Consider the following 16,646-nt stretch of genomic DNA (forward strand, 5'->3'; position numbering starts at 1 on the left):
CCCACCTACTTCGAAAACGTCACGCTGCCGTTGGCGGCCGGCACCAGCTCGATCCAGGTGTGCCCGGCGGGGACGGTCAGGTCGCCCGCCTTCGTCGACAGCGAGATCGCGTCGTCGAGGCCGGCCTTGGACCAGGTGCCGCGCACCAGCTTGCCGCCGTGGAAGACCAGCGCCTGGCCCTTGCCCTCGAGCTTGGTCTCGGGCACCGGGTTGTCGGCGGGGTCGAGGTAGCCGGCATCGCCGACCTGCACCTTCAGCACGAGCACGGTGTCGGCCGGGAAGTGGTCGCCGTCGGCGGCGTAGGTGTTCTCGTTGACGTAGCCCGTGCCGTCGTAGGTCCAGTTCGTCGTGTGGCCGCCGCCGAAGCTCGCCGCGATCGTGGTGGCCTTCTGGCCGCCCGGGAAGTCCTCCTCCTCGCCCCACGGCAGGTAGTCGGCCGGCCGCGCGGCGTCCTGCTCGGCGCTCGTGGCCACCGTCGTCAGGTCGGCGAAGACGTTGTACGGCATGCTGCGGCCGGTGTCGCGGGACAGGCCCGCGGAGCCCTCGGGGAAGAACTGGATGCCGGCACCCTTGATCCGCGCGATCGTCTGGGCGGCCGCACCACTCGTGACGACTGACGCGTCGACCGGCGAGACGATGCCGATGTCGCTGGCGCGCATCGAGCGCACCGGACCGACCTTGGCCGGCAGCTCGGAGTAGTAGAACGCCGCGAGCCTGGTCAGGCCGCCCTCGACGAGCTCCTCGACCACCAGGTCCGCCTTGCCGAGGCCGAGCTGCGGTGCGCTGGAGCTGGTGTTGTCGATCTTGGTGACCAGCACCGGGTAGGGCTTCGCGACCTCCTCGTCACCGCTGACCGGCAGCCCGGTGAGCGGCCAGGTCGAGGCCACCTCCTCGCCACCCGCGACCTGCTGGGCGGCGGGCGCCTGGTCGTCGGAGGTCTCGTCCCCTCCCCCGCAGCCGACGAGCAGCAGGCTGGCGGCAGCGAGGAGGGCGGTGGTCAGCTGGGCACGGCGCACGGGACGCTCCGTTTCGTGAAACTCGCGTGTTCTGATCGACTTCAAGTGTGCAGGCGGGATCGTCGCACGCGGGGAGGCGCGCCCGGGAATCGTGAGCGGCGCCCGCCCGCGGGAGGTGGGCCGCCGCCCTCAACCGAGCTTGGCGCCGCCGTCGACGTACAGCGTCTGACCGGTGATGTACGACGCCTCGTCGCTGCACAGGAACGCCGCCGCGGCGGCGATGTCCTCGGGGAGGCCGACCCGCTTGACCGGGTTGGCCTCGGCGTTCATCTTGCGGAACTCGTCGACGTCGATGCCGAGGCGCGCGGCGGTCGCGTCGGTCATGTCGGTGGCGATGAAGCCGGGCGCGATGGCGTTGGCGTTGACGCCGAAGGGGCCGAGCTCGATGCCGAGGGTGCGGGTGAGGCCCTGGATGCCCATCTTCGCCGCCGAGTAGTTGGCCTGCCCGCGGTTGCCGAGCGCGGACACGCTCGAGAGGTTGAGGATCTTGCCGTACCGCTGGGCGACGAAGTGCTTCTGGGCGGCCCGGGTCATCAGGAACGCACCGCGCAGGTGCACGTTCATGACCAGGTCCCAGTCGTCGTCGGTCATCTTGAACAGCAGGTTGTCGCGGGTGATCCCGGCGTTGTTGACCAGGATGTGGATGCCGCCGAGCTCGGCGACGACCCGCTCCACGGCCGCCTCGGCGGACTCCGTGCTGCTGACGTCGGCACCGATGCCGACCGCCCGGGCGCCGTCGGCGACGGGCAGCCGCGCCGCGGCCTGCGCCGCCGACGCCTCGTCGAGGTCGAGGACCGCGACCGAGGCGCCCTCCTGTGCGAACCGGCTGGCGGTCCCGAACCCGATGCCGCGCGCGGCTCCGGTCACGACGGCGACCCGCCCGTCAAAACGACCCATCGGTGCTGCTCCTGCCTCTCGACGTCGCTGTCGTCGCACCACGATAGGGCGCCGCGGGCCGATCAGTACCCGGTGGGGCGCGGCTCGCCGTACGGGAGGACGGCGGCGAAGGCCTCGTCACGCGGCAGCACGACCAGCCTCCGCTCCGTGTGCGTGGCCGGGTCGAAGAGGGTCAGCGCCGATCGCGGGGTCGCGCCGTCGCAGCTGATCGCGTGCTGGAGCAGGAGCCGGCCGTCGCGGGCGCCGACGAGCAGCACGTTGCCGACGGCGTGGGGCACCCGCACGCGGGTGATCCGACCGTCCCGGTGTCGGCGGCCGAGGTAGACGTAGCCGCACGGCCCGGCGACCTGGACGTAGAGGCGTCCCCCGGCCCGGCGGGCGTCGAGGTGGCCGAGGTCCATCCGTTGCGGGTGGCGGCGCTCGGTGAGGCGGGTGTACGTCGCGGTCCGCAGGTCGACCAGGCCGAGCGTCGTGGCGCCGTGGTCCAGGCACGACACCAGCACCCGGTGGTCGTCCCACCAGCGCACGGGGTCGCAGCGCCGCGGCGTGGGGATCTCGGTCCGGACGCTGCCGTCAGCGGTCGACAGCAGCCGGACCACGCGCTGCCTCCAGTCCGAGCCGTGGGTCACCAGGCCGCTGCCGTCGGGCGTCGGGAGCAGCGGGCCGTCGACGTCCGGGCTGAGCCGGGTGCGCGTGCCGTCCCAGTCGAGCCGGACCAGCGGAGCCCGGCCGGTCCTCCCCCGCTCGTACGTGACCGCCAGCAGGCCGCCGCCGTCCGGCGCGAGCAGGACCTGCGAGATGTCGCGGGGCAGCGGCACCCGGCTCGCCGTACCGGACGCGACGTCGACCCGGAGCGCGCGCGGCCTCGGGTAGTCCGTGACCAGCAGCGCAGTCGCGGCGTCGGCCGACCAGTCGACGAGGCGGTAGCCGCGCTGACGCACGTCGAGGACCTCGCTGCGGCGGCCGTCGGGGGCGACCAGCTCGAGCCGCAGCCGCTTCGCGCGGATCCCCTCGGCGGTCGGCCGGCCCTGCTCGACGGCCGCCAGCGACCAGCCGGGCCCGGGTGTGGGCGTCCCACCGCGATCTGCCTGGACGGCTCCGGCGGGCGCGGTGGTGCCGAGGAGGGCGAGCAGCGAGACAGCGGCGAGCAGGGACTTCATCGGACGGTTCCTCCCGAGGTACGTCGCGGACGGTGTCGTCGGGGAGACGCGCGGTGGAGCCGTTCGGTTGCCTCGGAGCCCGCGAAGACCCCGCCGGTCCGCCTACCGGCGGACCTTCTTCGTGGCCGGGCTCGTCATCGCCACCTTCGCGTACGACGTCCGCCGTCCGGTCACGCGCACGCTGACCCGGTGACCGACGTCCGCCTTGCCGAGCCCGTAGGTCCGCGCCGTGCTCCCCTTGATCGGCTTGCCGTCGCGCAGCCACTGGTAGCGCAGCTGCACCGGCGCCGGGCGCCAGGCACCCGCGCGGGCGACCAGCTTGCGGCCCTGCCGCGCCTTGCCGGTCACCTTCGGCCGGGTCGTCGACAGCTTGCCGACGACCGGTGCGGTCGGGGCCGACTGCCGGGTCACGGGCGGGGCGCCGGCCAGCGTGCCGGTGACGCGCACGCTCAGCGCCTTGCCGGCGACCGCGTTGGTCGGCGAGTACGCGGTGTCGGTGGCGCCGGCGATCGGAGCGTCGGCGGCGAACCACTGGTAGGACAGCTGCACGCCGCCGGGGCCCCAGGCGCCGGGCTGCGCCGTCATCGTCGTGCCGACCCGGGCGGCGCCGCTGATCGCCGGCGCGCCGGGCGTGACCGCGGGCGCCGGGTCCACCGGGCCCGGGCCGACGGGACCCGGCTCCTCAGGCGTCGGCTCCTCGGGTGCCTCCACCGCCACCGCCGTCGAGGTGCGCGACACCGACGTACGGCCCGGGAGGGAGCCGGTCACCCGCACGCTGACCCGGGCACCGGCCGGCGCCGTTGCCGGCGTCAGCTCCAGCGTCGGATCGGTCGCCCGGTCGATCGGCGCGCCGTCGGCGAGCCACTGGTAGGTCAGCGTCACCCCGGCCGGACCCCACGCCCCCGGCTGCGCCGTCAGCGTGTTGCCGATCCGTGCGGTGCCCGAGATCGTCGGGACCGAGAACTCGACGGGCGGGTCACCGGCGGTCACCGGACCCACGAAGTCGGCGGTGACGTCCACCGACGCCTGGCCGGGCGCCGAGCCGGTGACGCGGGCCCAGATCCACTGGCCCTCGAGGGCGGTGCCGATCGTCAGCTCCGGTCCGGTGCCGACCGGGTCGTCCCCCGCGAACCACTCGACGTCCAGGTCGGCGTCGCCGGGGGTCCAGGCGCCCGGCGAGAGGGTGAGCGTCTGGCCAACCCGCGCCGTCCCGGTGATCGTCGGCGTGCCCGGCCGGATCGCGGTCGGGGCGCCGAGCTGCACGTCGTACGAGCGCGACATCGGCACGTCACCCGCGAAGGAGACCACGGTCGCGTCGCGGAAGGCGTAGGCGCCGTCCCAGTACTCGACAGCGTCGCCGCTGCCGGGGATCGGCGACATCTCGCAGTCGCGGTCGGCCGGCGAGAAGCGGAGCCGGAACTGCTCCGCCTGGTCGGTGACGCGGAAGCGGCCCTGCTGGTCGGTCGTGATCGGGCCGTACTGCGGCGAGCGCCACGGCCCGTCGCCGTCGCGCATCCAGAACATCACCGGGGCGCAGGCCGCCGGCTGCCCATCGCTGCCGCGGACGGTGAACGTCGCCGTCGGGCGCTCCTCCAGCGTGAAGTCCAGGGTGGCGGTGCCGCCGGCGGTGACCGTGACCGTGCGCTCCCTCCAGTAGTAGACGGGCGCGTCGTTGCTGGTGTCGGCGGGGTAGAACGACGCGGTGTAGGTGCCGGGGAGCAGGTTGAGGACCGGCTCGTCGGAGGGGCCAGCGGTGTCGTACCTCCCTGCGGCGTCGACGGTCACGCCGCTGCCACCCTGTCCGCGCTGGAAGTAGACCTCCCCCGCCACCGGCTCGCCGTGCTCGTCGAGGACCCGGCCGGTCACCTGGCCGATCGGCTGCAGCTCGATCGTCTTCGGCAGCGCGGTCACGGCGCCGTTGCTGACGGTGACCAGGGTGACGTCGGAGGGACCGGGCCGGTCGTCGTAGTACTCGTAGCCGTACTGACCGAGCTCGCCGTACTCGTCGGGGTAGGTGCGGATCTGGTACCGCCCGTCGGCGAGACCGGCGACGGAGAAGGTGCCGTCGGCCTCGGGCCGGACCCCGGCGACGTCGTAGTCGAAGAAGTCGCCGTTGGCCTGGAGCCGGTCCAGCACGACGTGCGCGTCGGCGTACGGCGCGGCGGCGCCACCGGCGGGTCGCGCGGTCACCGTCCCGGAGATCGCGCCGGTGTCGGCGGCATGGGACGGCGCGGCCAGGAGCAGCGAGCCGAGGACGGCGAGGAGCGTCGCCGGAGCGACGCGACGGACGGAGACGAGCACGGTTTTCCCTTTCGGCACGGGAAACGGCGCCCGTCCCCCAGGGCCGTCTTATCCGTCGCCGGGCGTCCCTAAACCTGCGATCCGTCGAGCCGGGTCACCCGAGCACGGCGCGCAGCCGCGCGGCGTAGTCGGTGGCCTCGCCGTCGGCGTACGTCGTGCGCGGCCAGAAGAACCCACGCAGCCCGTCGCCCTTGGTGCGGGGCACGACGTGCAGATGCAGGTGGGCCACCGACTGGCTCACGACGTTGTTCATCGCGACGAAGCTGCCCTGGGCGCCGAGGCCGTCGGTCACCGCCGTGGCGAGCCGCTGGGCCGCACCCAGGAACGGGTCGCGGAGCTCGGCGGGCAGGTCGGGCAGCGTCACCACGTGGACCCGCGGCACCAGCAGCACGTGCCCCTTGAAGACCGGCCGGCGATCGAGGAACGCGACCAGGTCGGGCTCGTCGAGCACGACGTCGGCGGGCACGTCTCCCGCCACGATCGCGCAGAACACGCACTCGACCCCGGCCACCATGGCAGGCAAGGCTAACGGTCGACCCGCCGCCGGCCCAGCGATCGGAGGAACCCCATGGACGTCGCACTTCTCGGCGTGGGAGCGGTGCTGTGCATCGCCGCGGTCACGGCCTTCGCGCCGCGGCTCGGCGTGGCCGCACCGCTGGTGCTCGTGCTCGTCGGCGTCGCGATCAGCCTGCTGCCGTTCGTGCCGGAGATCGAGATCGAGCCCGAGTGGATCCTGATGGGCGTGCTGCCGCCGCTGCTGTACTCGGCCGCGGTCTCGATGCCGGCGATGGACTTCCGCCGCGACCTGCGCGCCATCAGCGGCCTCTCGGTGGTGCTCGTCGTGGTCAGCGCCGTGGCGATCGGGTTCTTCCTCGACCACGCCGTGCCGGACATCGACCTGGCCACCGGGATCGCGGTCGGCGCGATCATCAGCCCGACCGACGCGGTGGCGACCACGATCGTCAGCCGGCTCGGGGTGTCGTCGCGGGTGGTCACCGTGCTCCAGGGCGAGAGCCTGCTCAACGACGCCACCGCGCTCGTGCTGCTGCGCTCGGCGATCGCCGCCACCGGCGCGAGCGTCTCGCTGCTCGGCGTCGCCGCCGAGTTCGTGGTCGCGGTCGCGATCGCGATCGCCGTCGGGCTGGCGGTCGGGCGCCTCAACCTCGTCGTGCGCCGCAATGTGACCGACTCGGCGGTGAACACGGCGATCTCGTTCGCGGTGCCCTTCGTCGCCTACCTGCCGGTGGAGCACCTGGGCGCCTCCGGCCTGGTCGCCGCGGTCGCGGCCGGGCTCTACACCGGCCAGGCCGCGCCCCGCTATCTCACGCCGCAGCACCGGCTCGCCGAGGAGCAGAACTGGCGCACGATCGAGCTGCTGCTCGAGGGCGGGGTCTTCCTGCTCATGGGCCTGGAGATCGACGGGCTCGTCCAGGACGTCCGCGAGGAGCACGGCATCACCGGCCACGCGATCTGGGTCGGCGCCGCTGCCGCGGCCATCGTGATCGCGGTGCGCGCCGTGTACGTCGTACCCCTGCTGTGGGCGCTGCACCGCAGGGCCGGGCGGTACGCCGCGTTCCGCGGCCATCTCGAGGACTGGCAGGTGCGGCTCGACGAGGGCGACCTGCCGGCCCGGTCGCAGCAGGGGCGCGCCGCGCACGTCGCCCGACGCAGCGAGCGGGTCCGGACCCGGGTGCGCCGGTCGATGGCCGACATCGACTACCTCACCGGCGCGCCGATGGGCTGGCGCGAGGGCACGGTGCTGGTCTGGGCGGGCATGCGCGGCGTCGTGACGCTGGCCGCGGCGCAGACCCTGCCGCACGACACGCCGCACCGCTCGCTGCTGGTGATGATCGCCTTCGTCGTCGCGGCCGGCACGCTCGTGGTGCAGGGCGGCACCCTGCCCTGGCTGGTGCGCCGGCTCGGCCTCGCCGGGCTCGAGAGCTCGCACGCCCACGAGCGGGTGCGGCTGCTGACCGAGCTCGCCGACGCGGGTCTCGCCACCCTCGACGATCCCGGGCTCGCGCGCCCGGACGGCGCGCCGTACGACCCGGCCGTGGTGGCGCGGGTGCGCGCCCAGGTCGCGGTTCCGGAGGACGCCGAGGGCTGGCTGGCCGCGCGCGATCACGACCAGGAGTACCGGACGCTGCGACTGCTGGTCATCGAGCAGATGCGCGAGACCCTGCTCGACGCCCGCAGCGACGGCGTCTACGACTCCGACGTGCTCGAGGGTGCGCTCGCCGTCCTCGACGCCGACCAGATCAGCACCGAGGTGCGCGGCGGGCCGATCACGCCCTGAGCGGCCGGCCCGGCGACGATGAGGAGCCCCTCCCCGGATTCCTGTACGTTTGTACATGTACAGACGTACAGAAACGAGTGGAGCACCTCATGACCGAGCCGACCCGGCGCCGGCGGGACCCCGTCGCGCGCAAGCAGGCGATCGTCGACGCGGCGGCCGAGATCGTCGCCGAGCAGGGTCCGGCCGGGCTCTCCCACCGCAGCGTGGCCACGCGCGCGCAGGTGCCCCTGGGGTCGACGACGCAGTACTTCGACTCGCTCCAGGACATGCGCGCAGCCGCGCTCGAGCGGATGGCGCAGGATCTCGAGGCCGACCTGGCCTCGCTCGCCGTGGCGATCGCCGACACCGGCGACATCGCCGCCGCCATCGCGACCTGGCTGCACGCCTACCTGACCGACGAGGCCGCCCTGCGCTCCGACGTCGTCCTCAGTTCCGCGGTGGTCCTCGACCCGACGCTGCGGCACCTCGCCCGGCAGTGGACCGCCGACGTGACCGCCATGCTGTCGCCCCACATCGGCGCCGCGGCCGCCCTCGCCGTCTCGATGTACGCCGACGGCGCGACCTGGCACGCCGCCCTGCACGACACCCCGCTCGGCGTCGACGAGCTGACGGACGCGATCCGGGCGCTGCTCACCCTGAGCGGAGGGGAGCCGTCGTGACCGGGTCCACGTCGTACCGGACCGAGGCGAGCCCGCCGCCGGAGCTCTCGAAGCGGCACCGCTGGTCGGCCGCGGCCGTGCTGTCGGCGAGCCTCCTGGTCATCGTGATGGACCTGACGATCCTCAACATCGCCATCCCCGACATGGCCGAGGACCTGCAGCCGTCGGCCACCCAGCTGCTGTGGATCGTCGACAGTTACTCCCTCGTCCTCGCCGGCATGCTGGTCTCGGTGAGCGCCATCGGCGACCGATGGGGCCGCAAGCGGATGCTGCTCGCGGGGTACCTGCTCTTCGGCATCGCCTCCGCGCTGGTCCTCGTCGCCGACACCGCCGCCCACGTGATCGCGATCCGGGCGCTGCTCGGCCTCGGCGGCGCGATGATCATGCCGACCACGCTGTCGCTGCTGCGCTCGGTCTTCCGCGACCCCCGGGAGCGCGCGACCGCCCTCGCGATCTGGGCCTCGGTGGCCGGCATCGGCGCCGCCATCGGACCGCTCGTCGGCGGCGCGCTGCTCGAGCACTTCTCGTGGCGCTCGGCCTTCCTGGTCAACGTCCCCCTGATGGCGATCGCCCTGGTGGCGGGTCTCCTCATCCTGCCGGAGTCCCGCAGCCCGAGGCCCGGGACCTGGGACCTCGCCGCGGCCGGCCAGTCGCTCGTCGGCATGGTCGCGCTCGTCTGGGCGCTCAAGCACTTCGCGAAGGAGCAGAGCCTGGCCGCACCGCCGGGCTGGCTGGCGCTGGCCGTCGGCGTCGCCCTGCTCGCGGCGTTCGTGCGCCGCTGCCTGCGCTCCCCCGAGCCGTTCCTCGACCTGCGCCTGTTCCTCCGGCGGCCGTTCACCGCCGGCGTCGTCGCCGCCCTCGGGTCCACGCTGGCGCTCGCGGCCGCGATGCTGCTGATCGCGCAGTGGCTGCAGCTGGTCGACGGGCTCAGCCCGATCCAGGCCGGGCTCCGGCTCGTCCCGTCCGCACTCGCCGGCGCCGTCGCCTCGCTGCTCGCGCCGTGGCTGGCCCGGCGCCTCGGCGTCCGCGCGGTCCTCGCCGGCTCGCTCGCCATGACCGGCGTCGGCATGGCCTGGCTGCAGCTCACCCCGGGCGAGCTCTCCCACACGGCCGTGTACGTCGCGCTGGTGCTGGTCGGCGCCGGGACCGGCGCGCTGGCCCTCGGCTCGGCGATGATCATGTCGAGCACGCCCGAGGACCGGGCCGGCAACGCGGCCGCGATCGAGGAGGTCTCCTACGACTTCGGCAACGTGCTCGGCGTCGCCCTCCTCGGCAGCCTCGCCGCCATCGTCTACCGCACCGGCCTCGACGGCCATCCGGTCCTCGGCCGGCTCCCGGCCGAGCTCGCCGAGACCGCCGGAGACTCCATCGGCAACGCCGTCGGCATCGCCGACCGGGCCGGCCTCCCCGACCTGGCGACGGCGGCCTCCGTCGAGTTCACCCATGCCCTCGAGGTGACCGGCCTGGTCGGCGGGGTGTTCCTGGTGGCCATCGCCGGCGTCGTCTTCTGGCTGACCCCGCGCGACCTGGACGTCACCGAGCAGCACGACTGACGGTCTCCTGCTGGATCCGCGGGGCCGTGGCGCCCGGCCGTCGCGGGTTTCGGCGATCGGCAGGTGGGAGCAGCCGTACCGGTGTGACGCCTGATCCGGACCCTGATCCGATCCGGCGCGACCCGCCGAGACCGATGGGCGGCCCTCGCTCGGACCGGCCCACCCCAGACCCGGGCCCACACGCGTCAGGAGGGACGACGGTCCGGCCCGACCTGCTACATCAGGCGCGCGAGCAGTTGGGCGCGGTTGTGCACGCCGAGCTTGGCGTGGATCGACTTGACGTGGTGCTTGACCGTGTGGGGGCTCAGGCAGAGCAGCTCCGCGATCTCGGCGTCGGACTTCCCCCGGAGCGCGTTCATCGCGATCTCGGCCTCGCGCTGGGTCAGGGCCGCCCGGACGGCCGGGTCCAGGGCGCGCCGGGCCGGGTCGTCGGTGCGCAGCACCGAGATCACCACGTCCGGACTCTCGGGAACCCGTTGCGACGTGACCGTGATGGTCGTGTCCCGGCCCTCGTCGTCCACGACGTCCCAGGAGCGCGCGGACGACGGGCCCTCGCACTGCAGCATGCCCTCCAGCTCGCGAGCGCCGACCCGGTGCTTGGCCATCAGCTCGGCGGCGGGTGCGTTGAAGTGGCGTCGCGCCGCCGTCATGTCGGTCAGCACCACGGCGGTGCGGGACCGGTCGAAGGCCGCCCGCAGCTGGCTGCGCTCGCGTTCGAGCGAGACCCGTCCGTTGATGGCCGAGACCGAGACGCCCAGGACGGCGGCGGCGGTCTTCGCGAGCTCACGGTCCGCCTCCTCGAACGGAGGCTGGTCCTCGTGCCGCGCCAGGTTCAGCGTGCCGACGACCGCGCCGTCGTGGACGAACGGTGCGCACAGCACCCGTGCCATGTCGTGCGGGCCGAAAACGTCGCGCACGATGGGGAGACGCTGCCACTCGGCCTGCGGCATCAGGGAGTCGCTGTCGCAGACCTGCAGCCGCTCGACCGCGGTCTGGACGACCGGATCGTGGTCGCGCCCGTACAGCTCGTAGCTCTGGGCGTAGTAGCTCCCGAGCCCCCGCACCTGCGCGATCGCCGGACGCCCGGTGACGCTGTCGTGGACGTAGATCCCGACCGCGAACGCGCCGAGCCACCGGTCCGCGCCGTCGAGGAAGTGCTGGAGCATTCCCTCGAGCGACGAGAAGCAGGCCAGCTGCGCCGCGAGGAGCGGGGACATGGCACGCGCGGGCGTCCACCCAGAGTCGCTCATCGCCGCTCCTCGTCGGGTCCGCCGGCGTCTGGACCAGGATCGTAGCCCGTCATGGCCGCGGTCGAGTCAGTTCTCGCGGGAGTCGTCGGGGCCGGCGATGCCCCGACCGATCCGGCCCCGGAAGAACGTCAGCGGCTCGCGGCCGGATCGGATCGAGAAGTCCAGCACCTCCCCGATCAGGATCGCGTGCGAATAGCTCTCGACGCTCTCGACCAGCCGGCACTCGAACGTCGCGACGGCCCCCTCGATCAGCGGTACGTCGAGCCCGGCGCGCCGGTACCGGATGCGGGCGAACTTGTCGTCCTCCTTGGAGGCGAACAGCTTCGCGATGTCGGCCTGCCCGCCCGCCAGGAGATTCACCGCGAAGACGTTGGCCTGCTCGATCGCCGTCCGCGTCCGCGACGTGTTCGACAGGCACGCGAGCACCTGCGGCGGGTCGACGGTGAGAGAGGAGAACGCGTTGACGGTGCTGCCGTGGTCCTCGCCGTCCACCGTGGTGGTCAGCACGGTCACGCCGGTGGGGAACTCCGCGCAGGCTCGCCGGAAGTCGCGCTCGACGCGGGTCGGATCGCGGTACGACGTACGCCGCTCCGCGAGGCCCATCATGGAGCGACCTGCAGCGACGGCGCCTGGCTCGGGTCGAGCCCCATCGAGATCAGCCCGGACATCTCGGCGCACGCGAACATGTTGGGCGGCATGATCGCTCCGGTCGTGGCATCGCGCAGCATCCGCTCGTAGCCGCGCGAGCGCATCAGCGAGTTGAGCCCGCCGGCCGTCGTACCCAGGGTGGAGATGGTGTGGATCGCCGTGCCGACCATCAGCTTGGCGCGCAGGAACGCGTAGCAGGTCGCGATGCTCGGGCCGCTGCGCTCGTCGGCCTCCCAGGCCGCCTGATACATCAGCAGCCGGGCCGCCTCGGTCTGCGCCGAGGCGTGCCCGATCGCGCTGCTGATGGTCGGGTGGTAACCGGTCGGCTGGGCGAAGCCCTTCGCGGCCCGGCCGCTGAGCGAGGTCTGCAGCCACTTCACCATGCCCTCGGCGAGGCCGAGGTAGCAACCGGTGTAGCCGCCCCAGGCAATGTGCGCCTGCGCGACGATCCAGTTGCCGAGGAAGTCGTCGAACTCGCAGAGCACCAGCTCGTCGGGCACGAACGCCCGGTCGATCCTGACCTGGTTGCTCCGCGTCGAGCGCATGCCGAGCGTGTCCCAGTCGTCGATCACCGTGACCGCGTCCGGCTGGTCGGTCGGCATCAGGAAGCCGACCACCCGCGTCGGGTCCGGGTCGCCCTCGGGGTGGGCGAACATGAAGGCGTACTCGCTGGCCTCCCAGTACGACGCGAACATCTTGGTCCCCGTCACCTCGAGGCCACCGTCGACCCGGCGGGCCGACAGCGAGGGCAGGTACGTCGCGGGCAGCAGGCTCGAGGCCGCCGGCTCCGAGAGCGGCGCGCAGATCAGCGCGCCTCCGAGCACGAGCTTCGCGACCCGCTCCTTGGTCTCCTCCGGGACCGCGTCGAGCGTGGAGATGATGCGCGTCGCGACGTAGTGCATGTTGAAGCCGAGGGCCGTCGCCGCGTCGCCCTGGGCGAGCGCCTCGACGAACGCCAGCCACTGGGTGGTGCGCGCCCCGCGGCCGCCCAGGTGCCGCGGGAGGGCCACGCCGAAGAGATCGGCGTCCCGGAGCCGGTCGAGGTGCTCGACGGCGGTCGTCGCCTCGAGGTCGTGCGTGGCGGCGTTGGCCGCGAAGTCGGCGGCCAGGGCGGCGCCGAGGTCGGCGAGCTCCTGGCTCTGGTGATCCAGCTGGAAGTCCACGATTCACTCCTAGGTTGTAGTCGTACGGGCGGGGCCGGAACGGTGGGGTCAGGTCCACATCGGCGGTCGGGTGGGATCGAGGCTCGTGTGCACGACCTTGGTGGTCGTGTACTCGAGCACGGTCGCGGCAGCGCCCTCGCGGCCGAAACCGCTCGCCTTGACGCCGCCCTGGGGCTGTCCCAGCGGGGTGGCGAACCAGGTGTTGATCCAGACCATCCCTGACTCCAGGCGATCGGCGATCTGGAAGGCCCGGGCCAGGTCGGCGGAGCAGACCCCGTTGGCCAGGCCGTAGGCGACGCCGTTGACCCGGTCGACCACCTCGTCCTCGTCCGCCCAGCTCTCGACCGTGAGCACCGGCCCGAAGAACTCCTCGCACGACGCGCTGGTCGTGCCGCCCGGCGAGGCCAGCACCGTGGGGCGCAGGTAGGAGCCCTCGCGCAGGTGCTCGGGGAGGTCCGGCTCCACGCCGCCGGCCCGCAGCGTCGCGCCCGCCTCGACGGCGGCGGCGACCCGGGCCGCGACGCGGTCGCGGTGGGCGCGGCTGACGAGAGGGCCCACCTGGGTGCTCGGGTCGAGGGCGTCGCCGACCGTGATCCGGTCCGCACGCTCGCACACGCGCTCCAGCAGCGACTCGTACCTCGACTCGTGCACCAGGAGTCGCGACGAGGCGAAGCAGACCTCGCCGTTCGCCGCGAAGATGCCGGTCAGCACGTCCTCGGTCACCGTGTCCAGGTCGGCGTCGGCGCACACGATCATCGAGCCCTTGCCACCCAGCTCCATCAGCGTGGGCGCGAGTCGGCCGGCGACGTCGCGCAGGATGCTGCGACCGGTCTCGGTGCCGCCGGTGAAGCTCACTTTCGCCACGCCGGGGTGCGACACGAGCGCGCGGCCCACGTCGGGGCCGTCGCCGGTCACGACGTTGACGACGCCGGGCGGGAACACGTCCTGGAGGATCCGGACGAACTCGACGGTGCTCACCGATGCCAGCTCACTCGGCTTGACCACGACGGTGTTGCCGGCGGCGAGGGCGGGAGCGAGCTTGTGCGCGACCGAGATCAGCGGCGAGTTCCAGGGCACCAGCGCCGCGACGACGCCGAGCGGTTGTGGCGACGTGACGACGTGGGCACCGGGCCCGCAGGGCACGGTCTGCCCGTGCAGGTCCCGGACGACGCCCGAGAAGAAGCGGAAGATCTCCGCCGCCGTCGGCACGTCGATCAGTCCGGCCTCGCGGATCGGGCGCCCGTTCTCGGTGGCCAGCAGCACCGGCCACTCCTCGGCCCCCGAACCCAGCCGCTCGGCGACGGCCCACAGCAGCCGCTGACGCTCGTCGAGCGAGGTCGCGCGCCATGCCGGGAACGCCTTCGCCGCCGCGCTGACGGCTCGTTCGACGTCGGCCGGCGTACCCGCGGTGACCTCGGCCCAGACCCGCCCGGTGCTCGGGTCGATCGCGGGGAAGGTCGCGGCGCCGATGGCTTCCTCGCCGCCGATGATCTGCGGCACCGGCGTCTCGAGGGCTGCCCTCTCGGGCGCTACGGAGAGGGTCATCTCACCCGCCGATGTGGGCCGAGTGGAAGGGGTTGTCGATCCGGATGCGCCAGGTCCCATCGGGCTGACGGCAGAAGACGTTGCTGTCGGTCGCGCCCATCTCGACGGGCTGACCGTCGGGCCCGGTGCCGGTCAGCTGCCACTTCAGGGCGACCAGCACGACGTCCCCCGCCTCGACCCGGTGCACCTCCTCGACGGTCAGGTGCGGCTTGGTGTCGATGAACGCCTGCAGCGCCTCCCGCAGGGCCGGTCGCCCGCTGACGGGTGCGTCGCCCGGGCCGGTCTGGAACACCGTGTCGTCGTCCCAGCAGGACAGTGCCAGCTCCAGGTCGCCGGCGTTCATCGCCTCGACGAACAACTCGTTGATCTCGGTGACGCTGTTTCGCGAACCCACGTGGACTCCTCGTGTCGGTGCGGAGGATCGGCCCTCCGCATGGCGGTGCCTCAAGTTAGGTCCGCCATGACCTGGGTCACATCCCGCGCCGGCGTCATCCCGGCGAACCCCCTGGTTGGGGGATCTCGCGCACGCAAGAACGGCCCCACCCGCGGGCGCGGGTGGGGCCGTTCTTCGCGACGTGGGTGCCCGCGAACGCGGGCACGCCTGCGGTGGAGCTGCGGGGAATCGAACCCCGGTCCTCGAGCGTCGAACCAGGTCTTCTCCGGGTGCAGTCCGTGCTATCGCATTTCTCAGCCCCGGGGCTCGCACGGACACGTCCCCGACAGGCTCAGTCGGGATTGAGTCCCGATCAACCACCCCGACAGCAGTTAACCGGCAAGTCTCCTAGATGACGCCCACGTCCGGGCCGGAGACGGATACCCGGGTGGACGCTTCGATCACCGCTCAGGCGGCGAGAGCGAAGGAACTGCGCTTAGCGTTGGCAGTTATTGGTTTCCAGCGATCGTTTACGAGATGACGCTGGCTCCTCGACCCGCTTCCCCTGGAACTAACGTCCCAAGTCGAAACCGATCAGCCCCTCTTGAGTTGTACAACCACAGTCTAGTGGCTCAACTCCGGGCGAGCACGCCGGTATTCCCCCCGTTCCGGCGTGCCCGCCCGGAAGCCTCCTCAACCGAGGAACCCCGCCAGCCAGCTCTGGACCCCGGCGATGTCGACCCGCTGGTAGCCGTCGAGGTAGCGGCAGTTCTCCGTGTAGCCGTACGACGTCACGCCGATGACCTCACCGTTGTGGAAGAGCGGTCCCCCCGAGTCGCCGAAGCAGGTGTGGCTGGTCGATCTCGAGCCGGTCGTCGGCAGCGAGGCCAGCAAGTCCCGCCCCTGCGTCCTGGTCAGCAACGATCACGCCAACTCGCGTGCCGCCGCCCTGACCCGGGGCACGGTCACCGTCGTTCCGGCGACGACCACGCTGGACCCGGTTCTCGCGTTCCACGTCGTGCTCCCCGCCGAGGACACCGGCCTCCGGCAGGACTCCAAGGCACAGGCCGAGCAGGTGCGCTCGGTCGACGTGCGTCGCTTGATCCAGCGCGTCGGCCGCCTTCCGGTGCCACTGACCCATGCCGTGGACGACGCGCTGCGGCTCCACCTCGACCTGGATTGACCCCATGGTCAGAGGTCCTCGTTGGTCCTGCCGGTGAGCACGGACTCGTTCTGCGTCGAGGTCGGCCTGCCCCGCCGGTCCGCGCCGTCGTCGTCGACCTTGACCAGGATCCAGTTCTTCGGGTCGCCACCCATCTTGATATGGGTGAGCGCGAAGGCACCGGTGAGCTTCTCGCCGTGCAGCACGACCTTGAGGTGCCCGGCCTCGATGGCGTCCGGCAGCGCGATCGGCTCGCCCTGGCGCTCGGTCACGTTGTCGAAGGTGCCCGTGTCCCAGACGATCACCGTGCCCTCGCCGTACCCCGCGCCGATCCGGCCCTCGAAGTCGGCGTAGTCGAGCGGGTGGTCCTCGACCTGGACGGCGAGCCGCTTGTCGCGCGGGTCGAGCGACGGGCCCTTCGGCACCGCCCAGGAGGCCAGCACGCCGTCGACCTCGAGCCGGACGTCGAAGTGCAGGCTGGACGCGTCGTGTCGCTGCACCACGAAGATCGGGTTGGGATGGCCCCGCCGGCGGCGGCCGGTGGGCTCCCCGGAGGCCGCGGTCTCCCGCTTGCCTCGGTACGTCGACAGGCGGTCCTCGCTCATGCCTATCGGGTACCCACG

At 72.8% G+C, this 16,646-nt stretch carries 15 protein-coding genes and 1 other RNA gene; 4 read left to right on the forward strand and 12 right to left on the reverse strand.

Annotated features, from left to right (window positions below; translation table 11 throughout):
* Window positions 1-5: 5 nt before the first annotated feature.
* The 5 genes from FHU40_RS04505 to FHU40_RS04525 all read right to left on the reverse strand — a co-directional run bounded on the left by FHU40_RS04505 (window position 6) and on the right by FHU40_RS04525 (window position 5,888).
* The gene (locus FHU40_RS04505) at window positions 6-1,016 is read right to left on the reverse strand and encodes a DUF3048 domain-containing protein (RefSeq protein ID WP_183591047.1); all 1,011 of its coding nucleotides are present in this window, start codon (window positions 1,014-1,016) and stop codon (window positions 6-8) included.
* Window positions 1,017-1,145: 129 nt separating this feature from the next.
* Window positions 1,146-1,913: an SDR family NAD(P)-dependent oxidoreductase gene (locus FHU40_RS04510; RefSeq protein WP_183591048.1), complete on the reverse strand. Its 768-nt coding sequence runs from the start codon at window positions 1,911-1,913 to the stop codon at window positions 1,146-1,148.
* 62 nt (window positions 1,914-1,975) lie between these two features.
* Window positions 1,976-3,073, reverse strand: coding sequence for an SMP-30/gluconolactonase/LRE family protein (locus FHU40_RS04515; protein WP_183591049.1), 1,098 nt, complete (start codon window positions 3,071-3,073; stop codon window positions 1,976-1,978).
* Window positions 3,074-3,175: 102 nt separating this feature from the next.
* Entirely contained in the window at window positions 3,176-5,374 is a 2,199-nt protein-coding gene (locus FHU40_RS04520) for a hypothetical protein (RefSeq protein WP_183591050.1), read from the reverse strand.
* 94 nt (window positions 5,375-5,468) lie between these two features.
* Entirely contained in the window at window positions 5,469-5,888 is a 420-nt protein-coding gene (locus tag FHU40_RS04525; protein ID WP_183591051.1) for an HIT family protein, read from the reverse strand.
* Between the two features lie 54 nt (window positions 5,889-5,942).
* Here FHU40_RS04525 and FHU40_RS04530 point away from each other — a divergent pair, with 54 nt between their 5' ends.
* From FHU40_RS04530 to FHU40_RS04540, 3 genes are all read left to right on the forward strand, one after another.
* A complete protein-coding gene (locus tag FHU40_RS04530; protein ID WP_183591052.1) occupies window positions 5,943-7,670 on the forward strand; it encodes a cation:proton antiporter in 1,728 nt (575 codons plus the stop codon).
* 89 nt (window positions 7,671-7,759) lie between these two features.
* Entirely contained in the window at window positions 7,760-8,329 is a 570-nt protein-coding gene (locus FHU40_RS27980; RefSeq protein WP_183591053.1) for a TetR/AcrR family transcriptional regulator, read from the forward strand.
* Window positions 8,326-9,882: an MFS transporter gene (locus FHU40_RS04540; RefSeq protein ID WP_343057721.1), complete on the forward strand. Its 1,557-nt coding sequence runs from the start codon at window positions 8,326-8,328 to the stop codon at window positions 9,880-9,882. The genes FHU40_RS27980 and FHU40_RS04540 overlap by 4 nt, the downstream gene beginning before the upstream one ends.
* A 215-nt stretch (window positions 9,883-10,097) precedes the next feature.
* Here FHU40_RS04540 and FHU40_RS04545 read toward each other — a convergent pair whose 3' ends face one another.
* The 6 genes from FHU40_RS04545 to ssrA form a co-directional block, all read right to left on the reverse strand.
* Window positions 10,098-11,132, reverse strand: a complete 1,035-nt coding sequence (locus tag FHU40_RS04545) for a LuxR C-terminal-related transcriptional regulator (RefSeq protein ID WP_183591054.1) — start codon at window positions 11,130-11,132, stop codon at window positions 10,098-10,100.
* Between the two features lie 66 nt (window positions 11,133-11,198).
* Entirely contained in the window at window positions 11,199-11,738 is a 540-nt protein-coding gene (locus tag FHU40_RS04550) for a flavin reductase family protein (RefSeq protein ID WP_183591055.1), read from the reverse strand.
* The gene (locus FHU40_RS04555) at window positions 11,735-12,943 is read right to left on the reverse strand and encodes an acyl-CoA dehydrogenase family protein (protein ID WP_183591056.1); all 1,209 of its coding nucleotides are present in this window, start codon (window positions 12,941-12,943) and stop codon (window positions 11,735-11,737) included. Before FHU40_RS04555 ends, FHU40_RS04550 begins: the two co-directional genes overlap by 4 nt.
* A gap of 48 nt (window positions 12,944-12,991) precedes the next feature.
* Window positions 12,992-14,488, reverse strand: a complete 1,497-nt coding sequence (locus FHU40_RS04560; protein WP_183591057.1) for an aldehyde dehydrogenase family protein — start codon at window positions 14,486-14,488, stop codon at window positions 12,992-12,994.
* Between the two features lies 1 nt (window position 14,489).
* Complete coding sequence (locus FHU40_RS04565) at window positions 14,490-14,882, reverse strand: YybH family protein (protein ID WP_183591058.1); 393 nt, start codon at window positions 14,880-14,882, stop codon at window positions 14,490-14,492.
* A gap of 210 nt (window positions 14,883-15,092) precedes the next feature.
* Window positions 15,093-15,463: a transfer-messenger RNA gene (gene ssrA, locus FHU40_RS04570) on the reverse strand.
* Between the two features lie 197 nt (window positions 15,464-15,660).
* Between ssrA and FHU40_RS04575 the strand changes: the two genes are divergently transcribed.
* Complete coding sequence (locus tag FHU40_RS04575; protein ID WP_183591059.1) at window positions 15,661-16,044, forward strand: type II toxin-antitoxin system PemK/MazF family toxin; 384 nt, start codon at window positions 15,661-15,663, stop codon at window positions 16,042-16,044.
* A gap of 8 nt (window positions 16,045-16,052) precedes the next feature.
* On the opposite strand, the gene FHU40_RS04580 is transcribed toward FHU40_RS04575, so the two are convergent.
* Window positions 16,053-16,628, reverse strand: coding sequence for a DNA polymerase ligase N-terminal domain-containing protein (locus FHU40_RS04580; RefSeq protein ID WP_183591060.1), 576 nt, complete (start codon window positions 16,626-16,628; stop codon window positions 16,053-16,055).
* Between the last annotated feature and the right edge of the window lie 18 nt (window positions 16,629-16,646).

The sequence above is a fragment of the Nocardioides soli genome (genome assembly GCF_014191495.1).
In the GTDB taxonomy this organism is placed as follows: Bacteria; Actinomycetota; Actinomycetes; order Propionibacteriales; family Nocardioidaceae; genus Nocardioides; species Nocardioides soli.

Coding starts and splice junctions, on each gene's coding strand:
- FHU40_RS04510 (WP_183591048.1), bottom strand. CDS start 1,913: ATGGGTCGTTTTGACGGGCGGGTCGCCGTCGTGACCGGAGCCGCGCGC.
- FHU40_RS04515 (WP_183591049.1), bottom strand. CDS start 3,073: ATGAAGTCCCTGCTCGCCGCTGTCTCGCTGCTCGCCCTCCTCGGCACC.
- FHU40_RS04525 (WP_183591051.1), bottom strand. CDS start 5,888: ATGGTGGCCGGGGTCGAGTGCGTGTTCTGCGCGATCGTGGCGGGAGAC.
- FHU40_RS04530 (WP_183591052.1), top strand. CDS start 5,943: ATGGACGTCGCACTTCTCGGCGTGGGAGCGGTGCTGTGCATCGCCGCG.
- FHU40_RS27980 (WP_183591053.1), top strand. CDS start 7,760: ATGACCGAGCCGACCCGGCGCCGGCGGGACCCCGTCGCGCGCAAGCAG.
- FHU40_RS04545 (WP_183591054.1), bottom strand. CDS start 11,132: ATGAGCGACTCTGGGTGGACGCCCGCGCGTGCCATGTCCCCGCTCCTC.
- FHU40_RS04550 (WP_183591055.1), bottom strand. CDS start 11,738: ATGATGGGCCTCGCGGAGCGGCGTACGTCGTACCGCGATCCGACCCGC.
- FHU40_RS04560 (WP_183591057.1), bottom strand. CDS start 14,488: ATGACCCTCTCCGTAGCGCCCGAGAGGGCAGCCCTCGAGACGCCGGTG.
- FHU40_RS04575 (WP_183591059.1), top strand. CDS start 15,661: ATGACCTCACCGTTGTGGAAGAGCGGTCCCCCCGAGTCGCCGAAGCAG.
- FHU40_RS04580 (WP_183591060.1), bottom strand. CDS start 16,628: ATGAGCGAGGACCGCCTGTCGACGTACCGAGGCAAGCGGGAGACCGCG.